This is a genomic window from Paenibacillus sp. PsM32 (genome assembly GCF_030433815.1).
GTDB lineage: Bacteria > Bacillota > Bacilli > Paenibacillales > Paenibacillaceae > Saccharibacillus > Saccharibacillus kyungheensis.
Window position 1 is genome coordinate 18,966 of sequence record NZ_JARUWY010000009.1, and the last position, 22,033, is coordinate 40,998.

Here is a 22,033-nt window from a genome sequence, read left to right on the forward strand (position 1 = left end):
TGTTCACCTTACCCTTTCAATTCTGCGATTCGGGCAAGAACTTTTTCACGTTTTTCCGAATAATCGGCTTGTTTAGCACGTTCTTCTTCAATCACTTTAGCAGGTGCTTTAGCTACAAAGCCTTGATTAGCTAACTTTTTATCAACACGTTCAACTTCAGAAGTTAAAGTCGCTACTTCTTTTTCCAGACGAGCGATTTCCTGACCGATATCAAGTAGACCTGCAAGTGGTAAATACAACTCTGCGCCGGTAATAATCGCTGTCATCGCTTTATCCGGTGCTGCTAGATCCAATCCAGATTGATACTCAGAAGTGTTGCTGAAGCGACGAATATATCCTTCGTTGGATTGAATAATATCCAATGTTTTTTGGTCTTTGGCTTTAACCATCAATTCGATTTTTTTGCTCATCGGTACATTCACTTCTGCACGAATATTACGAACAGCACGAATCAAGTCGATCAACAAATTCATTTCTTCTTGCGCAGCTTTGTTTTCTAAAGCCGGATCAAATTCAGGCCAAGCTGCAAGTGTAATTGTATTGCCTTCATGCGGCAAATGTTGCCAGATATCTTCTGAAATAAATGGCATAAATGGATGAATCATGCGCAATGTACGATCCAACACATAAGCTAATACCGATTGCGTTGTTTTCTTCGCTACTGCATCTTCACCATATAGTGACAACTTAGCAATTTCGATATACCAATCACATAGATCATCCCAGATAAAGTTATACAATAGGCGACCTGTTTCACCAAATTCATATGAATCGATTAGACGTGTAATATCACGTGCTGTTTCGTTCATACGATGTAGTATCCAGCGGTCTGCTGTACTAAGATCACCACTCAAGTCGATATCTTCATAACGGAAGCCTTCCATATTCATCAAAACAAAACGGGAAGCATTCCAGATTTTATTTGCAAAGTTACGTGCTTGTTCTACACGCTCCAGACGGAAACGTAAATCTTGTCCAGGTGTACTACTTGTAGACAACATATAACGCATCGCATCTGTACCATATTGCTCAATCACTTCAAGTGGATCAATACCGTTACCTAGCGACTTGGACATTTTCTGTCCATCCGCAGCACGTACCAAACCATGCATCAATACGTCTTTAAATGGAATTTGATCTGTAAATTCAAGTGCTGTAAAGATCATACGAGATACCCAGAAATAGATAATATCGTATCCAGTTACAAGTAAATCAGTAGGATAATAACGTTTCAAATCTTCTGTTTCATCCGGCCAGCCAAGTGTAGAGAACGGCCATAATGCAGAACTGAACCATGTATCCAATACATCTTCATCTTGACGCAAAGTTTTACCTGCATGTTCAGGCAAATGACTTGGATCTTCGGTTGCTACAATAATCTCGCCTGTTTCTTCACAATGCCATGCTGGAATACGATGTCCCCACCATAATTGACGGGAGATACACCAGTCACGTACATTTTCAATCCAGTTCAAATACGTTTTTTCAAAACGATCCGGTACAAAGTTAACGCCTTCGCCTTCTTTTTGCGCTTTAATCGCAACATCAGCAAGTGGTTTCATTTTTACAAACCATTGCGTAGACAAATACGGTTCAACTACTGCGCCTGTACGTTCGCTGTGCCCTACTTGGTGTACATGATCTTCGATTTTGATCAAAACGCCTGCTGCTTCTAGATCTTTAACGATCTGTTTGCGACATTCACTACGATCTAATCCTTCGTATTGCGCTGCATTTTCATTCATCGTGCCTGTCTCATCCATTACTACGATCTGAGGCAGATCATGACGATGTCCCATTTCAAAGTCATTCGGATCATGAGCAGGAGTGATTTTTACAGCGCCACTACCGAATTCACGGTCAACATAATCATCAGCAATAATCGGAATTTCACGTCCGGTAATTGGTAATACTAGCATTTTACCAATCATATCTTTGTAACGTTCGTCTTTGGGATGAACGGCTACCGCTGTATCACCAAGCATTGTCTCCGGGCGAGTCGTTGCTACCACAATATGTCCGCTACCATCTTGAAGCGGGTATTGTAAATGATACAGATGTCCGTTCACTTCTTTGTATTCTACTTCGATATCTGATAAAGCTGTACGTGCTTCAGGGTCCCAGTTAATAATGTATTTACCACGATAAATGAGACCTTTGTTGTATAGCTTTACAAATACTTCACGAACCGCTTTGGATAGACCTTCATCCAATGTAAAACGTTCGCGTGAATAATCAAGAGAAAAGCCCATTTTCGCCCATTGCTCATGAATGTTAGCTGCGTATTTGTCTTTCCATTCCCATACTTTTTCTACAAACTTCTCACGTCCCAAATCATGACGAGTAATACCTTCTGCACGCAGATTCTGCTCTACTTTGGTCTGTGTTGCAATCCCTGCATGATCTGCTCCTGGAAGCCAAAGCGCATCAAAACCTTGCATCCGTTTGGTACGTGTCATAATATCTTGCAATGTAAAATCAAGTGCATGTCCAATATGAAGCATACCTGTTACGTTAGGAGGTGGAATAACGATTGTATATGGCTTCGCATCAGGACGTTGCCCTGCTTTGAAAAAATCATTTTCCATCCAATAGTCATACCATTTACGTTCTGCCGCTTTAGGATCATAAGTTGTCGGCATTGAAGTTGTTGCTTGATTCTCATACGTATCTGCCATAGTAAATACCCCCATATTCGTAGTCATTTTGCTAAAATTCTCAATAAAAAAAGCCCTTCGTCTCAAAGGACGAAAGGACTTAGCTCTCGCGGTACCACCTTTGTTTCGTCCATGCATAAAAAAGCCTATGAACGACACTCCGAGGCAGATAACGGCTGCTACCGGTTTATTCTACATTCAGTATCCATCTAATAGGTTTACTGAAATTCAAATAAACAACTCCCAGGCGACTTCGATCTACCGGATCCTATAGAACCTTTCAGCGCAACAGTTCTACTCTCTTGAGGACGATATAATCTACTATTCCCGTTCAAGGTTATTGAGATCATAAATAAATCAATATTTACTCCAAATCATACCCGTTGCTCCTATCAAAGTCAATAAAAAACCTGTCATAGAGCTGACTTAAAGGCGAGGTATGCCTGATTGATCCAATAATTCGATCATATCTTCTGGTAAAGGATCATTAACAGTCATTATTTCCTCTGTAAAAGGATGTTCAAATGTTAATTGTTCTCCATGAAGTGCCTGACGATAAAATTCTTGACTACCTCCATAAAGAACATCTCCGATAAGAGTATGACCGGCATCACTCATATGCACACGAATTTGATGAGTTCGCCCTGTTTCTAGTGTTAACCGCACAAGACTCGCTCTGGCTGAACTGTATATTTTCTCAATATGAGTAATCGCTTCTTGCCCTGTCGGAGACACCCGTCGACGCTGTTTGTGGTGGCGATCTTTGCCGATCGGTTGATCTATGATAGTCAATTGATCACTTACTTTGCCCTGTACAATAGCTATATATTTACGATCAATCGTTTTAGAACGCATTTGCTCATCTAATTTGGATAAAGCAAATTCATTTTTGGCATATAAAACAGGGCCTGTTGTATCTTCATCCAGACGATGCACATGACGAACAGCACACTTCTGATTTGTTTTTTGATAATGATCGGCCACTACATTGGCTAATGTAATCGTTGGATCAGATGCTTCCGAAGGATGTACATTCATACCTGCTGGCTTATGCATTACCAGAACATAATCATCTTCATAGAGCACTTTCGCGCGATCATGTGGACGAGGATCAAATCCATAATCCATCGGTGGAAACAGACGAAGCCGAATATGCTCTCCGTCTATTTTCACTTCACCTTTGGAATGCAGTCGACCGATTAATTTCACCGGAACCGATACTTGTTCTAACCACTGCATCACCGCTTTGTGCCTGGTATTGCCTTCTGCTTGTAGAAGATCATGATCTGGTGTGATTTGTAACCATTCCCCATCTCTTATAGAACACTGAGCCAGAATAGAAGATGGCTTAGGATCGGATACATTCATCATGATTGCAAAGACTTCATCACTTCATAATGAGCTGCAAGCGTCTGTTCAATATCTTCATCACTATGAACACCTGATACAAACATACCTTCAAATGGAGACGGAGCTACACTGATTCCGCGATCTAACATGGCTCCAAAGTAACGCTTAAACATATCCATATCGCTAGCTTTGGCAGAATCATAATCTGTTACCGGCCCTGCTGTGAAGAATGGACATACCATCGATCCTACACGATTGACAGTCAACGGAATCCCAAACTCAGCCGCATTCTTTTCAAATCCTGCTTGCAAACGAGCAGAAATTGTCTCCAAACGCTCATAAACTGCTGGAGTTAAAAGACTAAGTGTGGTGTACCCTGCTGCCATAGCCAGTGGATTACCACTCAATGTTCCTGCTTGATAAATAGGACCTGTTGGCGCTACTTGCTCCATAATCTCACGTTTACCACCATAAGCACCTACAGGCAATCCACCACCGATGACTTTACCCAGACATGTCAAATCAGGTGTAACACCATAACGTCCTTGTGCACAATTCAAATCAACACGGAAACCTGTCATCACTTCATCGAAAATAAGTAAACTACCATATTGAGTCGTAATATCACGTAATCCCTGTAAAAATCCCGGTTGCGGTGGAACCACTCCCATATTTCCAGCAACAGGCTCTACAATAATGCAAGCAATCTCTTCGCCAAAACGTTCAAACGCTAACTTTAGAGATTCCAGATCATTGTAAGGAACTGTAATCGTATTGGTTGCTACTGATTCAGGAACACCCGGACTATCAGGTAAACCTAATGTAGCGACACCTGAACCTGCTTTGATCAGCAGACTATCGGAATGTCCATGATATGAACCTTCAAATTTCAAAATTTTATTGCGCTTTGTATATCCACGAGCAAGACGAATCACACTCATGGTCGCTTCTGTTCCTGAATTGACCATGCGTACAATATCCATTGATGGAACACGTTCTACGACAAGCTTCGCCATTTTTGTTTCCAGTTCAGTAGGTGCACCAAAGCTTGTTCCTTTGATTGCTGTTTCTTGAAGAGCACGCACCACATCAGGATGCGCATGTCCCATAATGAGTGGTCCCCAAGAGCCGATATAATCGATAAATACATTACCATCAATATCATACAATCTTGAACCTTCACCACGTTCAGCATAGATTGGTGTTAAGCCTACCGTTTTAAAAGCACGAACAGGGCTGTTCACGCCTCCAGGAATATATTGTTTTGCTTCTTCAAAAGCTTCTCGTGAACGCTCATCACGACGAACAGAATGAGTAGATTCCATGAGCAAATACCTCCATCAATCAATTTATTTGAAATTAAATTATTGTTCTTCACGCAACCAACGTACAACATCTTTGGAGAAATACGTAATAATCATGTCTGCTCCTGCACGTTTGAAGCCAAGCATCATTTCAGTTACAATCCCACGTTCATTAATCCAGCCATTTTGCGCAGCTGCTTTGACCATAGCATACTCACCGCTTACGTTATAAGCCACCAATGGTAGATCAAAGTTCTCACGTACAGCACGCAATACATCCATATAAGCAAGAGAAGGTTTGACCATCAACATGTCTGCTCCTTCGGCTACATCACTTTCAGCTTCCCGTAATGCTTCACGCACGTTAGCAGGGTCCATTTGATAAGACTTACGATCACCAAATTGAGGTGCAGATTGAGCAGCCTCACGGAATGGACCATAAAATGCTGAAGCATATTTAACAGCATACGACATAATTGGAATATCTTTGTATCCTGCTGCATCTAAGCCTTCACGAATCGCATATACAAATCCATCCATCATATTAGAAGGAGCAATAATATCTGCTCCTGCTTCTGCTTGAGAGACTGCTGTTTTGACTAACAATTTTAACGATTCATCGTTATCGACTTCAGCTTCAATATGACCATCACATTCATGTGCATGTACAACACCGCAATGTCCATGATCGGTAAATTCACATAGACACGTATCTGCAACCACTAGTAGATTCGGATAATTAGCCTTAATCCAACGAGTCGCTTGTTGTACCAGACCATCTTGAGCATAAGCACCTGTACCTACACTGTCTTTCACTTCAGGAACAGCAAATAATAAGACTGCTGGAATGCCCAATTCAGCAATTTCTTGAATTTCTGCTTGCATGGTATCTAATGAGAAATTGTATACGCCAGGCATCGACGAAATTTCTTCTTTTACATTTGTACCGTATGTTACAAATACCGGTTGAATAAAATCGCTTTTGTGCAACATTGTTTCTCTTACCATGCTACGAATAGCAGGCGTTTTGCGAAGACGACGGTGACGTGAAAAGGGTTGACTCATAATCATATTCCTCCTTGAATGTATACATCATAAATAACAACATATTCTTACTACCCTAGATAAATAAAACCGACCAGCACTTGCAAGGTCGGCATATCTGATGTCGATCATCAATTTATAACTTAAACATCTATTAATACATCAGCATTCCAACGACAAAGCACATCTAGTAATCCTTCAATCGTTGCTTGTTCAGCCAATAATCCTACTTTAAGGCCTGCTTGCTCGGCTGTTAAAGCAGTCTGCGGTCCAATACAAGCAATCATCGAATGTTGCAATGCTTGTACAGGATCTTCAATGCCCATCTTTTTCAAAGCTGCTAAAAGATTAGTTACTGTCGAAGAACTGGTAAATGTAACAGCATGAATCGCTTCTTCCTCTAATAACTTACGTAACTCAATATCATCTTCTCCGACCATAACTGTCTCATACGTATCGATCTCGGTCACTTCTATATTCATTGTTCGAAGTGTATCCGGTAACCATGAGCGTGCTAGATCACCACGAGGTAGTAAAACATGCTGTCCGGCTTGTAGTTGACCTTCTAAGCTGTCTAACAAGCCTTCTGCTTGGAATTTCTCAGGCAAGGGCATAGCAGCAATCCCGTGCAATCGTAAAGCTTCTAGTGTAGCAGGACCGACAGCTACTATTTTGGCACGATACAATGCTCGAATATCTTGAGCATGTAGCTTCAAATGTTCAAAGAAGTACTCTACTCCATTAACACTGGTGAAGAATACCCAATCATATTTAGGCAAATTTGATAAAGCATTGGCGATATTTTGAGTGCTTTCTTCATCTACAGACAGCCTTGTCTCAATCACTGGATACTCATACGGTTCTCCGCCTAGCTCATCAATACGATTGACCAATTCACTTGCCTGACTACGTGCACGAGTTACCAAAATACGCTTACCGAATAGAGGCAAATCTTCTACCCATTTCAAATGTTCACGTTGATTCACCACTTCACCGACTACAATGACAGCAGGCGGTCTGAAGTTGGCAGCTTCTACTTTAGCAGCGATATCTTCAAGTGTACCGACCAGGGTCTCTTGTTCAGCTCGCGTTCCCCAACGAATCAAAGCAACAGGTGTAGATGTCGGTCGTCCATGCTTTATCAATTGCTCACTAATATAACCGATCTTAGCAACACCCATCATAAAGACAAGTGTTCCTGTAGCGTTAGTCACTTTATCCCAGTGAATACTTTGATCCAATTTATCAGGACTCTCATGCCCTGTAATAATAGATAAAGATGAAGCAAAGTCACGATGAGTAACCGGAATACCTGCATATGCAGGCACAGCAATCGAAGAACTAATCCCCGGTACAATTTCATAAGGAATCTGATGTTGGCGTAGCAATTCAGCTTCTTCCGCTACTCTACCAAAAATCGTCGGATCGCCACCTTTTAGACGGACAACCGTTTTCCCTTGTAAAGCCAGATCAACCAGCAACTGATTAATCTCTTCTTGCTTCATCGTATGTCGATCAGGCAATTTGCCTACATAAATTTTTTCTGCTCCTGGCTTGGCTTGCTTGAGCAACCGTGGACTTGCTAGACGATCATAGACTACCGCATCTGCAAGCCCTATGCATTCCCAGCCCCGAAGCGTAATTAACTTTAACGCTCCAGGACCTGCCCCCACCAAATACACTTTACCGGTCATACACTCATCCCCTTACTTCTGCCAGTATCCGATCTGCTCCCTGACTTTTCAGTTGTGCCGCTACAGCAATACCAAGTGCTACAGGATCTGTGCCCTGCATCGTTTCTTTCAGCATAATACTGCCATCCGGTGTAGCAACCATTCCTGTTAATTGTATAATACTTTGCTCTTCCGGCACATCCGAACTTTGAAGACGAACCGCATATGCACCGATAGGCACCTGACAACCACCATTTAACTCAGCCAAAAATGTACGTTCTGCTGTGACTGTGACTGCGGTTAGATCATCATTATACAAAGACAACAATTGCAACATTTCGATATCATCTGCGCGACATTCGATTCCAAGTGCTCCTTGTCCTACAGCAGGCAGACAGATGTCTGTCGGTAAAAAGGAAGTGATTCGATCCGACCAACCCATCCGCTCTAATCCTGCCGCCGCTAGCATAATCGCATCAAAGCCTTCGGTTTCAAGCTTACGCAAACGAGAATCAATATTGCCGCGAATCGATTCAATTTGTAGATCAGGACGATATAATTTAAGCTGACTTGCACGTCTAAGACTACTTGTACCAAGCTTAGCCCCTTGCGGAAGCTCTTCTAACGAACAACCTGTACGTGTAATCAAGCAATCTCTAGGATCGACTCTTGGCGGTATAGCACCATTGATAAGACCTTCTTGTAATTCAGACGGCATATCTTTCATACTATGCACAGCCATATCAATCTCACCATCAAGCAGCGCTTGCTCAATTTCTTTAACAAATAGACCTTTTCCCCCCACTTTGGACAAAGTAACATCTAAAATCCGGTCGCCTTTGGTAATGATCTTTTTAATTTCAAAATGTACTTCTAGACCTTGCTCCTCACTAATCGCGGTTAACGCATCAATCACATGACCTGTTTGTGTTAACGCTAGAGCACTTTGTCTACTTCCTACTACGATCGTACGCATATATTCATCTCCTGATCCCATTGTATTCAATAGTCTAATTGCTCTATTGATTGGTTGATCCAGTGTTGTATTTGTTGCTCACTCCAGGGTTCAAATACACCCTGCCGAATATCTTCTAAAATAGAAAGCGACATCGCTTGATGTAGTAATGATTTGCGTAATGATTCATCACTAACTTGTGTAGCAATTGTTTCCCGTAAATGATACAAAAAATCAATATACATCTCATATTCATTTCCAAAATGTTGATTGATTTCTTTCGCAATATGACGACCTGCTAAAGGTCCAGCTCCAGAAGTCGCTACAGCTATCGTTAAGCGTCCCCGACGAATCACATTTGGATTAATAAAAGTACTGTGTTCACGCTGATGAGCAACATTTACCGGAATGCGGTAAGAACGTGCTTCATTAGCAACTTGATTATTAACTTCAGGTACTGATGTAGCCGCATGTACCAAAAAATAAGGTCTGTAACCAAATTCACTAAGTTTCTCATCGGAAAGAACACGATTAGCGATATCACCACTCTGATATTCGCGATCATGCCAGCGTATCTGCTGTTGATCTACTAATTGTTGCAATTTTGGTGTTACAGTAGGGCTGATTATCGTGAGTAATGCTCCTGCTTGTAGCAAAGAGATACTTTTACGTTCAGCCACTTTACCGCCACCTACAATCAGACAATCTTGATCTCTGCAATCCAGCATAATAGGCAGATAATGAATAGAATCACTCATACACCCACCCATTGATGAAAAGCAGACCATGAATTAGAAACAAAATTTAAAATAAACAAAATATATCCTAAGATTGCCCATAGTGCCATTGTGTTGGCTGAATAGTTACGTATTTTTTTGGTAGCAAAAAAAGCAACATACACACATAACGCTAACAACGTAAACACCACTTTGGAATCCAGCAAAAGAATATATCTTCCTTCTGCAACAATCGACATCAAAGCGACAATCAACGAAACGATCAATACCGGTGTACCGATTAACATCGCTGTGTAAGTGTACTTCTCCATACTTTCTAAGCTAGGTAGACGGCGTACTGTATTATCCCATTTTTTTTGTTTTAATTTGCGATGTAAAAAGAGATACATCGAAGCAAACACAGCAGCTACCGTATAAGCAGCAAAACTAATATTAGCAAATATTACATGTAAAATTAATAATCCATGAACGGTATCCCAACCTGTAGGGAGTACACCTTCACCCGGTGAATGAAGTCGATTTTGCACCATAGCACAAAAGCCGATTACATTTAACAGCAATACGGCATAATCAGTCTTCAATACCTTTTCAATAAAAAAGGAAATTAATATTAAAATAAAAGTCAGTACAAAGAAAAAATCATACGTTGAAAATAACGGTAATGTTTTTTCCTCTATCGTTCGAATCGTAATACTGACGATCTGAATAACAAATACCAAAATAAGAAACCCTGTGCCTAACCGCTTCGCCCTCGGATTGCGACGAATGCAATCCGAGAAATAAAACAGAAGGCTCAGGGCGTATAAATAAATAATAATATCGTATAACAGGTTAAAAAGCGTCAAAGCGAATCACCTGCCTATAGGGTTGCGGGAGCAAAAGACCCAAAACTACCTTCTAATCCCAATTTATTAGCTTGCACAGGCGACTGTGCTTCAGAAACTTCGCTTTGATTGACTTGATCTGCTGAATGTTCAAGCTGATCTTCTAAAGCAAATATTCGAGTGAACAAATCAAGTGCTTCAGCCCCATCTTTCTCGGCAGCCATTTCTTTAATCCGATGAATCGGTTCATGATTCATTTGATTTACGATACTTTTGGTTAGACGACTGATCACTTTACGTTGTCGTTCATCTAACTCTGGTAATTTATTAAATAAACTTTCCAGTGTCTCTGCATGAATATCTGCTCCACGTTCTTGTAGAGCACGAATTGCTGGACGTACACCTAATGTTTTGAGCCATTGATTGAACGATTCTACTTCTTGGCGGATCATACGCTCAATCTTAATCGATTCTGCTCGGCGCATTTCCATATTGCTTTCTACAATACCTTCTAGATCATCGATATCATATAAAAACACATTGCTAATATCGCCAATTGCTGGATCGATATCACGTGGAACCGCTATATCAATCATAAACAAAGGACGAGACTTACGCAATTTCATACTTTGAGCAAGTGTATCTGCATTTAGTACATATCCTTGTGCTCCTGTAGAACTGATCAGAATATCTACTTGATGTAAACGATCCATCGCTTGTTCAATAGTACACGGTGTACCGTTGAACTTATGCGCCAATTCTTGAGCACGTCCAAGTGTACGATTCGCTACAATTACTTCAGCCGCACCGTTCGCATATAGATGTTTCACAGTAAGCTCACTCATTTTACCAGCACCTAGAATCATAATCACTTTATTATGAAAAGCACCGAAAATGCGCTTGCCCAACTCTACAGCTGCATAACTGATCGAAACTGCACTTTCACCGATCATTGTTTCTGAATGTGCACGTTTGCCCAGTGTCACAGCTTGCTTAAACAACATATTAAACCACGTACCTGTTGCTTTATTTTCTTGCGCCCATTGGAATGAACGCTTTACTTGACCCAGAATCTGAGTCTCACCCAGCACCATCGAATCCAATCCACAAGCTACACGAAAAAGATGACTAATCGCTTGTTCATCTTCATATATATATAAATGCTGTGTAAATTCCTGACGGGGAATACCGAACCACTGCTCCATAAAGGTACGAATAAAATGTCCACACATATGCAGACGATCTAATACCACGTAAATCTCCGTACGGTTGCAAGTCGCTACAATAGTCCCTTCCAACACACTCTTAGTTTCTCTGAGCTGCCGGAGCGCCTGCGGTAAATCTTCGTCCGCAATAGCAAACCGTTCTCTCACTTCAACGGGTGCTGTGCGGTAATTCAATCCGACAACAACGATGTGCATTGCAAGTTCACCTGCCTAATCTAAAAGTCATATCTCTATACGTTCATTAACAATACGTTAATTATATCACAGCTAAATTACGAATTTCGTCGTTTTTATGAAATGTTTATGAAATCATCATCGGAATATAGACACAATTTCTTTATCCCTACCATAATCAAATGATTTCATATCGTCAAATGATGGACTTAAAAAGAAATAGCCATAGGTAACCCCCATGGCTATTGTTTAGATCTTATTTCATTTTAATCTTTTGCTTCTACAAAGCAAAGTTTATATTATTGATTGATAAGTTCAACCGATTTGATTTCAGGTGTTTCCACTTGAAGTTCTCCCAAACCGCGAACTAATTTTTTGGCATACGTTTTTTCAGGTTTCAGAACGGATACCAGGTAGTCAATAGCTAACTGTGGATCTACGGTCTCTCCGCAGGTATAGCAGTCAATAGCCGCGAATCCTCTCTCAGGATATGTGTGAATCGAGAGGTGACTCTCCGACAACAAAACAAGTACTGTAGCACCTTGTGGTTCGAATTGTTTGGCTTGAACAGACATTACTGTTGCTCCGCATGCTTCAGCTGCATCAACCATATGAGCTTGCAAAACCTCAGCATTATTCAGCATATCAAAATCTACACCCCAAGTATCAACAGCAACGTGTCTTCCGAAAGTTGAGTATTCCATCTTCCGGTTCCCCCTTCCTAGGAATAAAATGTTTGAAAAATTTCATCCGCTAGGACCTACGTCATTCACTTCCCGAGGGTCTTATCTCTCGCAACATTACTATGTCCTGAGTGAATCCTGGTTCCTAATATTATTTTCAACGAGATTAAAAATAACATCTATCGACATGAAATGCAAGCCTTTTTGCAATATTTATTAAATATTTAAAGATTGTTTATTTTATCTGATTTAGCATGCATTTTTATGTATAAATATAATATTTTTATAATAAAAAAGCCTGCTTTCCTCAAAAGGAAAACAGACACTATGATTCGTAGTTAAGCTTCCATACCGAACAATCGTTGGGATTGAATACGTAGCTCTTGATCAATCTGTTCATACGGACCTTGTGAAGCTAAACGTTGGTCCAACAGACGATCTACAATACTTCGTACCAATTCAATATCAGTCTCAACAGATACGGATTGCCACTGGCTTTTCATATCTATTGCTGTATGTTTGTGTTGGTAGATCATTTTCTCTTGTTCGCCTATACATTCCACAATCTGACGAACAGAGCCTTGTTGATAATGGTATCTCATGATAAATCCATCATAGATTCGATTGACTATTCCATTGCCTTTGAAAGCAACAAATAGTTTGCGAATGATGTTGGTTAACTGCGGATTTACCAAGCGGAAAGATAACTCACAGACATAGCTTCCTTCTCTGAGGTCAAAAGGTAAATGCACTTCTTCTCCGTTTTTCACTCCGAGAACAATTTCCTGATTTCCGTTATCAAGTATTTTTACCCGATGGTGGATCTGAGGATCTTCGGCATAATGGACAAACTGGGACATTTGAGCTTTCGACAACTGTAAACTGGCTTTAATATATTCTGTGGCTAACCGCTGAGCCATAAAAATCTCCTCAATTCTTTTAACATTCCAATATATTCATTATACATCATCTGCGAAACGCCTTGCTTGTGATCAAGATGAACTATTTTCACCATATTCCAGAAAAAAACGGAACAATCCCCGTAAAGTTCTAAAGAACGGCCTGAATACTCACTTTTCTATACAAACTTCTTCGTTTTGCTGACCTGTTCGTGACTTTATTGATTGCTTTGAGGGGGTTTGGACTCTTCCATTTCTAACGGATGATCTTCGTTCTCTGTCTCCACTTGCGCTACTTCTTCATCATCTTCTGACTCAGGAAGTGCAAAAGCATAACGTTCGATGACGGACCATAGTTCATCTTTACCCAATCCTGTTTCAGATGAAAACAGTACAAAATCATCTTCCGGTACAAAGCTCAAACCATGTTTAACGATTTTGATATGCTTGTCCCATTTACTACGTGGAATCTTATCGGCTTTGGTAGCAACGATACATACATCCCGTTCATAGTATTTAAGCCACTCATACATAATTACATCGTCTTTGGAAGGTGGATGGCGAAGATCGATCACCAGTACAACCATACGTAATGTTTCGCGTTCAAGTAAATATTTTTCAATCATTTTACCCCATGCTTCACGCTGACTTTTAGAAACTTTGGCATAACCATATCCAGGAAAATCGACGAAATACATCGATTCATTGATCATATAGTAGTTTAGATGTTGTGTTTTACCCGGTGTTGCACTGGTACGTGCCAGGTTTTTACGGCTAATCAAACGGTTAGTCATAGAAGATTTACCTACATTAGATCGTCCTGCTAGAGCAATCTCTGGCAACCCATCTTCCGGGTATTGGTTCGGACGCACCGCGCTAATAATAAATTCCGCGCTATTTACTTTCATAATTACAAGTTCCCCTTTAGTTAGAAGTTGAAGGTAAGCATCGGATCAAGTAGCTTGACCACTTCACAAACGGATTATTCTGTCGATCGCTGTTAAGATCAAATATCTTGAAATACTGCTGGTCGCAGTAGATATTTGATCTTAAAGGCGAGCGCTTCGCTTCTATCGAATAATTCCGTTTGCTTCGTTCCGTGCTACAAAAGATACTCTGCTCCATCAACGGATTAGTAATAGTATAGCACATCAAATAAACGGAATCGCTCTATTTTACTGCTTATAGAACGATTCCGTTGGTAGTTTGTTATTAAATTGAGTGGTTTAGATTAAAGGTTGGATCGTTTCAGGTGTTTCTTTGGGAGCGATAAGAGCTTCTTCTAGCACCTGATCCATATGAGATACTGGAACAAAGGTAAGATCGTTTCTTACGCTTTCTGGAATGTCACGTAAGTCGCGTTCGTTATCCATGGGAAGTAGGATTTTTTTGTAGCCTGCACGGTGAGCAGCTAATGTTTTTTCTTTGAGACCACCGATAGGGAGTACACGTCCACGCAGTGTGATTTCACCTGTCATGGCGACTTCTTTAGATACAGGGCGACCGGTTAGAGCCGAGATTAGTGCAGTTGCAATCGTAATACCGGCAGAAGGACCGTCTTTAGGGATAGCGCCTTCTGGAATATGAATATGGATATCATTTTTCTCATGGAAATCGTCTGCAATATGCAGGTCTTTGGCTTTGGAACGAGTGTAACTGAATGCAGCTTGCGCTGATTCTTTCATCACATCGCCTAATTTACCTGTCAGCATTAATTTACCACTACCCGGTACAACGGTGACTTCAATCGTTAGCGTTTCTCCGCCTACTTCTGTCCAAGCAAGTCCAGTGACACTACCGACTTGATCTTCTTTTTCAATCAGACCATAACGGAATTTAGGTACGCCTAGATAATCTTTAATCTGATCCGGTTCAATAGATACTTTTTCTAAATTATCAGAGACGATTGCTTTGGCTGCTTTACGACAAAGTGCAGCTACTTGTTGTTCTAAATTACGCACACCCGATTCACGTGTATACTCACGAATCATACGTAACAGTGCATCTTCGCCAATTTCTAATTGCTCAGGAGTTAGACCATGTTCTTCGGTCTGCTTAGGCAATAGATACTGCTTAGCGATCTGCATTTTCTCAAGTTCAGTATATCCAGGAATAGAAAGCATCTCCATCCGATCCAATAACGGACGAGGAATACTTTGCACACTATTTGCTGTTGTCACAAACATAACGTTGGATAGATCAAACGGAACTTCAACAAAATGATCACTAAACGTATTGTTTTGCTCGGGATCAAGCACTTCCAACAATGCCGCTGAAGGATCTCCACGGAAATCAGAAGCCATTTTGTCGATCTCATCCATCAGGAAGACAGGATTGGTCGAACCTGCTGTTTTCATCCCTTGAATAATACGTCCAGGCATCGCTCCTACATACGTACGACGATGACCACGAATCTCAGCTTCATCACGCACGCCACCAAGTGAGATACGAACAAATTCGCGTCCTAAAGACTTGGCAATCGAACGTGCTAATGATGTTTTACCAACACCCGGAGGCCCTACAAGACAAAGAATAGGTCCTTTTAGCTTTTTCACTAATTTCTGTACTGCTAAATATTCAAGCACCCGTTCTTTGGGCTTATCAAGTCCATAATGATCTTCGTTCAAAATCGCTTCTGCATGATGAAGATCCAGATCATCATCTGTCGATTTCGACCACGGTAAGCTGATCAACCAGTCAACATAGTTACGAATAACACTACCTTCAGCAGAACTGGCAGGCATTTTCTCCAGACGATCGATTTCTTTTTCGATCTTTTCTTGTACTTTTTCAGGTACCGAAATTTCGGATAATTGTTGACGTAACTCTTCGACTTCGCCAGCTCGACCTTCTTTTTCACCTAGTTCTTTTTGGATCGCTTTCATTTGTTCACGTAAATAATATTCACGTTGCGTTTTTTCCATTTGCTTTTTAACACGTTGATTGATTTTGCGTTCCAATTCTAATACTTCACGTTCATTATTCAAAATATCTAACAAACGTTCCAGACGCGCACGAACATCAACCGTTTCCAAAATATCTTGTTTGTCTTTGATTTTGATCAATAAGTGACTGGTAATCACATCTGCCAATCGACCGGGTTCTTCAATATCAGATACCGCTGCTAATGTCTCTGGCGTTACCTTTTTGGACAAATTAATATAATGTTCAAATTGAGTCAATACGGTCCGCATCAATGCACTGACTTCCGGATCATTGGTTTCTTCTTCTGGTAGTTCTTTTGCTTGCACTTCATAGTATTCTTCATTATCAATATATTGAATAATCTCTGCACGTTCCAAACCTTCTACCAGTACACGAATCGTTCCATTAGGCAGCTTCAACATTTGTCTGACTTTAGCTACCGTTCCGATTCTAAAAATCTCATCCTGGCTCGGCTCTTCGATGCTGACTTCCGATTGCGAACAAAGAAGAATTAAATTATCGTCAACCATCGCTTTTTCTAATGCCTTTACAGATTTATCTCGTCCTACATCCAGATGTAATACCATACTTGGATAGACAAGTAGTCCTCTCAAAGGCAGTAAAGGAAAACGACGCCCCTTATTTTTATTTGGTCCCATCGCTTTCATCCTCCTATGCTTGTGCGTATCATACTGCCTATATCATTCCTAGTTTACCAAATATCACATTGAAAAACCAATGATCCTCCAACCGATCTGATTTTGCAGAAATTCATGTAAAAAAAGATACTGATTGAGGCAACTTCCTCCACCAGTATCTTTACGTATGCTTTATTACATTAGTCTATACATTTACTTCGTTGCAGGTGCATGACGCTCTTCACGACCCGGAATTTTCCCTGTCGCTTCAAACGCTACAACAATTGCATCGATTTCTTTTTTCAATTCTACGACCATATCTGCTTCGGGTACTTTACGGATCATTTTACCATAGCGGAAAAGAAGTCCTTCTCCACGAGCACCAGCGATACCGATATCGGCTTCTTTCGCTTCACCTGGTCCATTTACCGCACAACCCAGTACAGATACTTTGATCGGCACTTTCAATTTGGAAATATACTCTTCAACTTCATTGGCTATCGAAAACAGATCAATATCCAAACGTCCGCAAGTCGGACAAGATACCAATGTTGCTGCATTCGTAATCAAGCCGAATGTTTTGAGTAGTTCACGAGCTACTTTTACTTCTTCTACAGGATCGGCACTCAATGAGATACGAACAGTAGAACCGATACCTAGTGCTAAAAGTGCACCAATACCCGCAGAACTTTTGATCGTTCCTGCATTCAATGTTCCTGCTTCTGTAATTCCTAAATGAAGCGGATAAGGAATCACTTTCGCTGCTTGACTATAAGCTTCGATCGCCATAGGCACATCAGATGCTTTAAGTGAAACGATAATATCATGGAAATCCAATTCTTCCAAAATACCGATATGGAATAATGCACTTTCTACCATTGCTTCTGGTGTTGGGTAACCATATTTCTCAAGCAAATGATTTTCCAGTGAACCGGCATTAACTCCGATACGAATTGGAATATTTTTTTCTTTACATGCACGTACAACAGCTTCGACTTTATCACGTCTACCGATATTACCCGGATTAATACGTACTTTGTCGATTCCATTTTCAATCGCAAGTAAAGCTAATTTATGATTGAAATGAATATCTGCTACAAGAGGGATATGAATGCGTTTTTTGATCTCTTTGATTGCCGCTGCTGCTTCTTCATTGTTGACTGTTACACGCACCAACTGACAACCTGCTTCTTCCAGACGTAGTATTTCAGCTACAGTCGCTTCTACATCTGCTGTTTTGGTGGTACACATACTTTGAATCAGAACTTCATTACTGCCGCCAATTGTCAAATCTCCGACTTTGACCGGTCTTGTGTTTTCTCTCAAAAACATTTTTTTTGCTCCCTTACATGTGGGCTTAATCGCAAACCAGCCTTCATCCTGCAAAGGAAAAAGGCCGGCGCGTTATCTATGAACATCATAGAAGAAACGCATACTCAACCATTGATCGTTAAGTTATTATGCACTTTCTTCTTGCTTTTTATCTTTGCCTGTCTGTAACTCAGGAACCACTTTATCCTCAACAACTTGCTGAGTAATCACACATTTGGTTACATCATCACGAGACGGTACTTCATACATCACATCAAGCATAATGCTTTCGATGATGGCACGAAGTCCACGAGCACCAGTGTTACGTTTGATCGCTTCACGGGAGATCGCTTCAAGTGCACCTTGTTCAAATACTAATTCTACATTGTCCATTTCCAGCATTTTGGAATATTGTTTTACCAATGCATTTTTAGGTTCAGACAAAATGCGTACCAATGTTTCTTCATCTAGTGGTTCTAGAGCAGAAATAACTGGTAGACGTCCTACAAATTCAGGAATCAAACCGAATTTAAGCAAATCTTCTGGCAATACCATACTTAGGTATTCGCCTGCTTTCAATTCTTTTTGACCTTCATTGTTAGAGTTAAAACCGATTACTTTTTTACCGATCCGGCGTTTGATATATTGCTCAAGACCGTCAAAAGCACCACCTACGATAAACAAGATGTTAGTGGTATCGATTTGAATAAATTCTTGATGAGGATGCTTACGTCCGCCTTGTGGTGGAACAGAAGCAACCGTACCTTCAAGGATTTTCAGCAATGCTTGCTGAACACCTTCACCGGATACATCACGAGTGATTGAAGGATTTTCAGATTTACGAGCTACTTTATCAATTTCATCGATATAAATAATACCGCGTTCTGCTTTTTCTACATCATAATCAGCAGCTTGGATTAGTTTGAGCAAGATATTTTCAACATCTTCCCCTACATAACCAGCTTCTGTTAATGAAGTTGCATCTGCAATCGCGAATGGTACGTTCAAAATACGAGCCATTGTTTGCGCAAGTAACGTTTTACCAGAACCTGTTGGTCCTACAAGCATAATGTTACTTTTTTGCAATTCTACATCTTCAATTTTACTTTGTGAATTTACACGTTTGTAGTGATTATATACAGCTACAGACAATGATTTTTTCGCTTGATCTTGTCCGATAACGTATTGATCCAAAATCGCACGGATTTCTTGTGGTTTTGGGATATCTTTAAGATCTAACTCTTCTTCATGTCCCAATTCCTCTTCTACGATCTCTGTGCAAAGTTCGATACATTCGTCACATATATAAACACCAGGACCTGCTACAAGCTTACGGACCTGATCTTGAGATTTTCCGCAAAAAGAACATTTAAGCTGTCCTTTTTCATCATTAAATTTAAACATGTAAGCACCCCTCTTTAGCTTGTGATCGGACGAGTGAGAATTTGATCTATAATTCCGTAAGCTTTCGCTTCCTCAGCTTCTAAGAAATAATCGCGATCGGTATCTTTTTCAATCTTGTCTAAAGATTGCCCCGTACGTTCTACATAAATTTGGTTCAATTTTTGACGTGTTTTGATAATCCATTCAGCATGGATTTTCATATCTGATGCTTGTCCGCTAATACCACCAAGCGGTTGATGAATCATCACTTCACTGTTCGGCAATGCATAACGTTTACCTGGTGCACCTGCTGTTAACAACAGTGAACCCATACTTGCAGCCATACCGATACAGATCGTAGATACATCTGGCTTAATGAATTGCATTGTATCGTATATACCCATCCCTGCTGTGACAGAACCACCAGGAGAGTTGATGTATAGATGAATGTCTTTCTCTGGATCTTCCGCAGCTAAAAACAATAGTTGTGCAATAATGAGATTGGCTACATCATCATCAATCGCCGTGCTCAGAAACACGATACGGTCTTTGAGCAATCTTGAATAAATATCGTAAGATCGTTCACCTCTACTGGTTTGTTCGACAACCATAGGTACTAGACTCATAAGACCAACCTCTTTTCTTTGTCATAAAATATAGGGCATATAAAAATGCATAGAAATAATGACACAGAACCATTTTAACATGTACAAGGTCTCATGTCATTTTTTCAGTGCTAATCATTTTATCTATAAATAGGTAAAAATAAGGCACGCAAATGTATACGTGCCTTATCTGAAAAGGTTGCAAATATTTGCAACGTTCATATAAAGTTAAAAATTACTCAGCTTTCTCAGCAGCTACAGGCTCAACTTCTTTGCTGTTGTCTACCAAGATTTCGATTGTTTTGCGCAATTTGATTTCGTCAGAAAGACTTGCAAGAGAACCATTCGCAGCAAGAATGTTACGAACTTCTTCAGCATCACGTTGGAATTGTCCAGCCATTTTTTCCAATTCCGCAGTTACTTCTTCTTCAGAAACTTCGATATTTTCTTCTTTAGCGATTTGTTCCAACACTAGGTTGTTACGAACGCGTTTGGAAGCTTCTTCTTTCATTTGCTCTTTAAGATCATCTGTTGTTTGACCAGAGAATCCTGTGTACATTTCAAGGTTCATACCTTGTTGACGAAGACGGTTGTCAAAATCACGAACCATGTTTTCTGTTTCGGAGCTGATCATCGCTTCTGGAATTTCTACTTCAGCATTTTCAGCTGCTTTTTCTACTGCTGCTGATTCTTTTGCTGCTTTTACTTCGTTTTCTTTACGAGTAGCAATTTGAGATTTCAAATCTGCTTTGAACTCATCAAGTGTATCAAATTCACTTACATCTTTAGCAAACTCATCGTCCAATTCAGGAAGGTTTTTGCGTTTGATTTCGTGAACTTTTACTTTGAATACTGCATCTTTACCAGCAAGTTCTACCGCATGGTAGCTGTCTGGGAAAGTTACACTTACGTCTTTGAAGTCGCCAGTAGCCATACCAACTACTTGCTCTTCAAATCCTGGAATAAAGGAGTTAGAACCCAATTCAAGAGAATAACGCTCTGCTTGTCCACCTTCGAATTGAACGCCATCTACAGAACCGTCGAAGTCGATAACAACAACGTCTCCATTTTCAGCAGCGCCTTCTTCAAGTACAGACAATTCAGCATGACGTTGTTGCAAACGTGTCAATTCTTCGTTCACGTCTTCTTCGCTAACTTCAGCTTTAGCAACTGGTACTTCTAGTCCTTTGTATTCGCCCAATTTAACTTCAGGTTTTACAGTAACTTTAGCTTTAAATTTGAAAGTTTCGCCTTTTGCGAATTGCTCGATTTCGATTTCAGGACGATCCACAGGGAAAATATCTGCTTCGTCAACAGCTTCAGAGTAAGCTTCTGGAAGCAAGATATCGATTGCATCGTTATAAAGACTTTCTACGCCAAAGCGTGCTTCAAAAATAGACCGAGGCACTTTACCTTTGCGGAAACCAGGGATGCTGGTTTTTTTAACTACTGTAGTGAATGCTTTATCAAGTGCCGCGCTTACACGCTCTGCACCTACTTCTACCTCAAGAACCCCAAGGTTCTTTTCTGTTTTTTCCCATTTTGCTGTCATTTCAAGTATTCCCCTCCAAAAAATATTTCACATTGTATAAATGTTAATTTCACGTACAGAATAACCATTATAGTATATACAACTATCGATGGT

General features: G+C 40.4%; 17 protein-coding genes and 1 other annotated feature. All 17 genes read right to left on the reverse strand.

Annotated features, from left to right (window positions below):
- Positions 1-8: 8 nt before the first annotated feature.
- The 17 genes from QCD85_RS16600 to tig all read right to left on the reverse strand — a co-directional run bounded on the left by QCD85_RS16600 (position 9) and on the right by tig (position 21,940).
- Positions 9-2,678, reverse strand: a complete 2,670-nt coding sequence (locus QCD85_RS16600; RefSeq protein ID WP_301263267.1) for a valine--tRNA ligase — start codon at positions 2,676-2,678, stop codon at positions 9-11.
- Positions 2,679-2,740: 62 nt separating this feature from the next.
- Positions 2,741-3,001, reverse strand: a binding site (T-box leader).
- An 82-nt stretch (positions 3,002-3,083) separates the two neighbouring features.
- On the reverse strand, positions 3,084-4,028 hold the full coding sequence (locus tag QCD85_RS16605; RefSeq protein WP_301263268.1) for an RluA family pseudouridine synthase: 945 nt from the start codon (positions 4,026-4,028) through the stop codon (positions 3,084-3,086).
- Positions 4,025-5,332: a glutamate-1-semialdehyde 2,1-aminomutase gene (gene hemL, locus QCD85_RS16610; RefSeq protein ID WP_273613383.1), complete on the reverse strand. Its 1,308-nt coding sequence runs from the start codon at positions 5,330-5,332 to the stop codon at positions 4,025-4,027. The genes QCD85_RS16605 and hemL overlap by 4 nt, the downstream gene beginning before the upstream one ends.
- 39 nt (positions 5,333-5,371) lie before the next feature.
- Positions 5,372-6,376 (reverse strand): porphobilinogen synthase, encoded by a 1,005-nt coding sequence (gene hemB, locus QCD85_RS16615; protein WP_301263269.1) that lies wholly within the window; start codon positions 6,374-6,376, stop codon positions 5,372-5,374.
- Between the two features lie 122 nt (positions 6,377-6,498).
- On the reverse strand, positions 6,499-8,049 hold the full coding sequence (gene cobA / locus QCD85_RS16620) for a uroporphyrinogen-III C-methyltransferase (RefSeq protein ID WP_274172027.1): 1,551 nt from the start codon (positions 8,047-8,049) through the stop codon (positions 6,499-6,501).
- A gap of 4 nt (positions 8,050-8,053) precedes the next feature.
- Entirely contained in the window at positions 8,054-9,004 is a 951-nt protein-coding gene (gene hemC / locus QCD85_RS16625) for a hydroxymethylbilane synthase (RefSeq protein ID WP_273613386.1), read from the reverse strand.
- Between the two features lie 26 nt (positions 9,005-9,030).
- On the reverse strand, positions 9,031-9,741 hold the full coding sequence (locus QCD85_RS16630) for a precorrin-2 dehydrogenase/sirohydrochlorin ferrochelatase family protein (RefSeq protein WP_301263270.1): 711 nt from the start codon (positions 9,739-9,741) through the stop codon (positions 9,031-9,033).
- Positions 9,738-10,565 carry a cytochrome C assembly family protein gene (locus tag QCD85_RS16635; RefSeq protein ID WP_301263271.1) on the reverse strand — a complete coding sequence of 276 codons (828 nt, stop codon included), beginning with the start codon at positions 10,563-10,565 and terminating at the stop codon, positions 9,738-9,740. The genes QCD85_RS16630 and QCD85_RS16635 overlap by 4 nt, the downstream gene beginning before the upstream one ends.
- A gap of 14 nt (positions 10,566-10,579) precedes the next feature.
- Positions 10,580-11,965, reverse strand: coding sequence for a glutamyl-tRNA reductase (gene hemA, locus QCD85_RS16640; protein WP_273613389.1), 1,386 nt, complete (start codon positions 11,963-11,965; stop codon positions 10,580-10,582).
- A gap of 278 nt (positions 11,966-12,243) precedes the next feature.
- On the reverse strand, positions 12,244-12,648 hold the full coding sequence (gene speD / locus QCD85_RS16645) for an adenosylmethionine decarboxylase (protein ID WP_204826703.1): 405 nt from the start codon (positions 12,646-12,648) through the stop codon (positions 12,244-12,246).
- A gap of 317 nt (positions 12,649-12,965) precedes the next feature.
- Positions 12,966-13,547, reverse strand: coding sequence for a non-ribosomal peptide synthetase module (locus QCD85_RS16650; RefSeq protein WP_274172025.1), 582 nt, complete (start codon positions 13,545-13,547; stop codon positions 12,966-12,968).
- 197 nt (positions 13,548-13,744) lie between these two features.
- Complete coding sequence (gene yihA, locus QCD85_RS16655) at positions 13,745-14,434, reverse strand: ribosome biogenesis GTP-binding protein YihA/YsxC (RefSeq protein WP_301263272.1); 690 nt, start codon at positions 14,432-14,434, stop codon at positions 13,745-13,747.
- Between the two features lie 318 nt (positions 14,435-14,752).
- Entirely contained in the window at positions 14,753-17,110 is a 2,358-nt protein-coding gene (gene lon / locus QCD85_RS16660) for an endopeptidase La (RefSeq protein ID WP_273613392.1), read from the reverse strand.
- A gap of 192 nt (positions 17,111-17,302) precedes the next feature.
- Complete coding sequence (ispG, locus tag QCD85_RS16665) at positions 17,303-18,421, reverse strand: flavodoxin-dependent (E)-4-hydroxy-3-methylbut-2-enyl-diphosphate synthase (protein ID WP_204826707.1); 1,119 nt, start codon at positions 18,419-18,421, stop codon at positions 17,303-17,305.
- Positions 18,422-18,547: 126 nt separating this feature from the next.
- Positions 18,548-19,804 (reverse strand): ATP-dependent protease ATP-binding subunit ClpX, encoded by a 1,257-nt coding sequence (gene clpX, locus QCD85_RS16670; protein WP_069325531.1) that lies wholly within the window; start codon positions 19,802-19,804, stop codon positions 18,548-18,550.
- A gap of 14 nt (positions 19,805-19,818) precedes the next feature.
- Complete coding sequence (clpP, locus tag QCD85_RS16675) at positions 19,819-20,409, reverse strand: ATP-dependent Clp endopeptidase proteolytic subunit ClpP (RefSeq protein WP_069325532.1); 591 nt, start codon at positions 20,407-20,409, stop codon at positions 19,819-19,821.
- Positions 20,410-20,623: 214 nt separating this feature from the next.
- Complete coding sequence (gene tig, locus QCD85_RS16680; protein ID WP_273613393.1) at positions 20,624-21,940, reverse strand: trigger factor; 1,317 nt, start codon at positions 21,938-21,940, stop codon at positions 20,624-20,626.
- Between the last annotated feature and the right edge of the window lie 93 nt (positions 21,941-22,033).

Coding starts and splice junctions, on each gene's coding strand:
- QCD85_RS16600 (WP_301263267.1), bottom strand. CDS start 2,678: ATGGCAGATACGTATGAGAATCAAGCAACAACTTCAATGCCGACAACT.
- QCD85_RS16605 (WP_301263268.1), bottom strand. CDS start 4,028: ATGATGAATGTATCCGATCCTAAGCCATCTTCTATTCTGGCTCAGTGT.
- hemL (WP_273613383.1), bottom strand. CDS start 5,332: ATGGAATCTACTCATTCTGTTCGTCGTGATGAGCGTTCACGAGAAGCT.
- hemB (WP_301263269.1), bottom strand. CDS start 6,376: ATGAGTCAACCCTTTTCACGTCACCGTCGTCTTCGCAAAACGCCTGCT.
- cobA (WP_274172027.1), bottom strand. CDS start 8,049: ATGACCGGTAAAGTGTATTTGGTGGGGGCAGGTCCTGGAGCGTTAAAG.
- hemC (WP_273613386.1), bottom strand. CDS start 9,004: ATGCGTACGATCGTAGTAGGAAGTAGACAAAGTGCTCTAGCGTTAACA.
- QCD85_RS16630 (WP_301263270.1), bottom strand. CDS start 9,741: ATGAGTGATTCTATTCATTATCTGCCTATTATGCTGGATTGCAGAGAT.
- hemA (WP_273613389.1), bottom strand. CDS start 11,965: ATGCACATCGTTGTTGTCGGATTGAATTACCGCACAGCACCCGTTGAA.
- speD (WP_204826703.1), bottom strand. CDS start 12,648: ATGGAATACTCAACTTTCGGAAGACACGTTGCTGTTGATACTTGGGGT.
- QCD85_RS16650 (WP_274172025.1), bottom strand. CDS start 13,547: ATGGCTCAGCGGTTAGCCACAGAATATATTAAAGCCAGTTTACAGTTG.
- yihA (WP_301263272.1), bottom strand. CDS start 14,434: ATGAAAGTAAATAGCGCGGAATTTATTATTAGCGCGGTGCGTCCGAAC.
- lon (WP_273613392.1), bottom strand. CDS start 17,110: ATGGGACCAAATAAAAATAAGGGGCGTCGTTTTCCTTTACTGCCTTTG.
- ispG (WP_204826707.1), bottom strand. CDS start 18,421: ATGTTTTTGAGAGAAAACACAAGACCGGTCAAAGTCGGAGATTTGACA.
- clpX (WP_069325531.1), bottom strand. CDS start 19,804: ATGTTTAAATTTAATGATGAAAAAGGACAGCTTAAATGTTCTTTTTGC.
- clpP (WP_069325532.1), bottom strand. CDS start 20,409: ATGAGTCTAGTACCTATGGTTGTCGAACAAACCAGTAGAGGTGAACGA.
- tig (WP_273613393.1), bottom strand. CDS start 21,940: ATGACAGCAAAATGGGAAAAAACAGAAAAGAACCTTGGGGTTCTTGAG.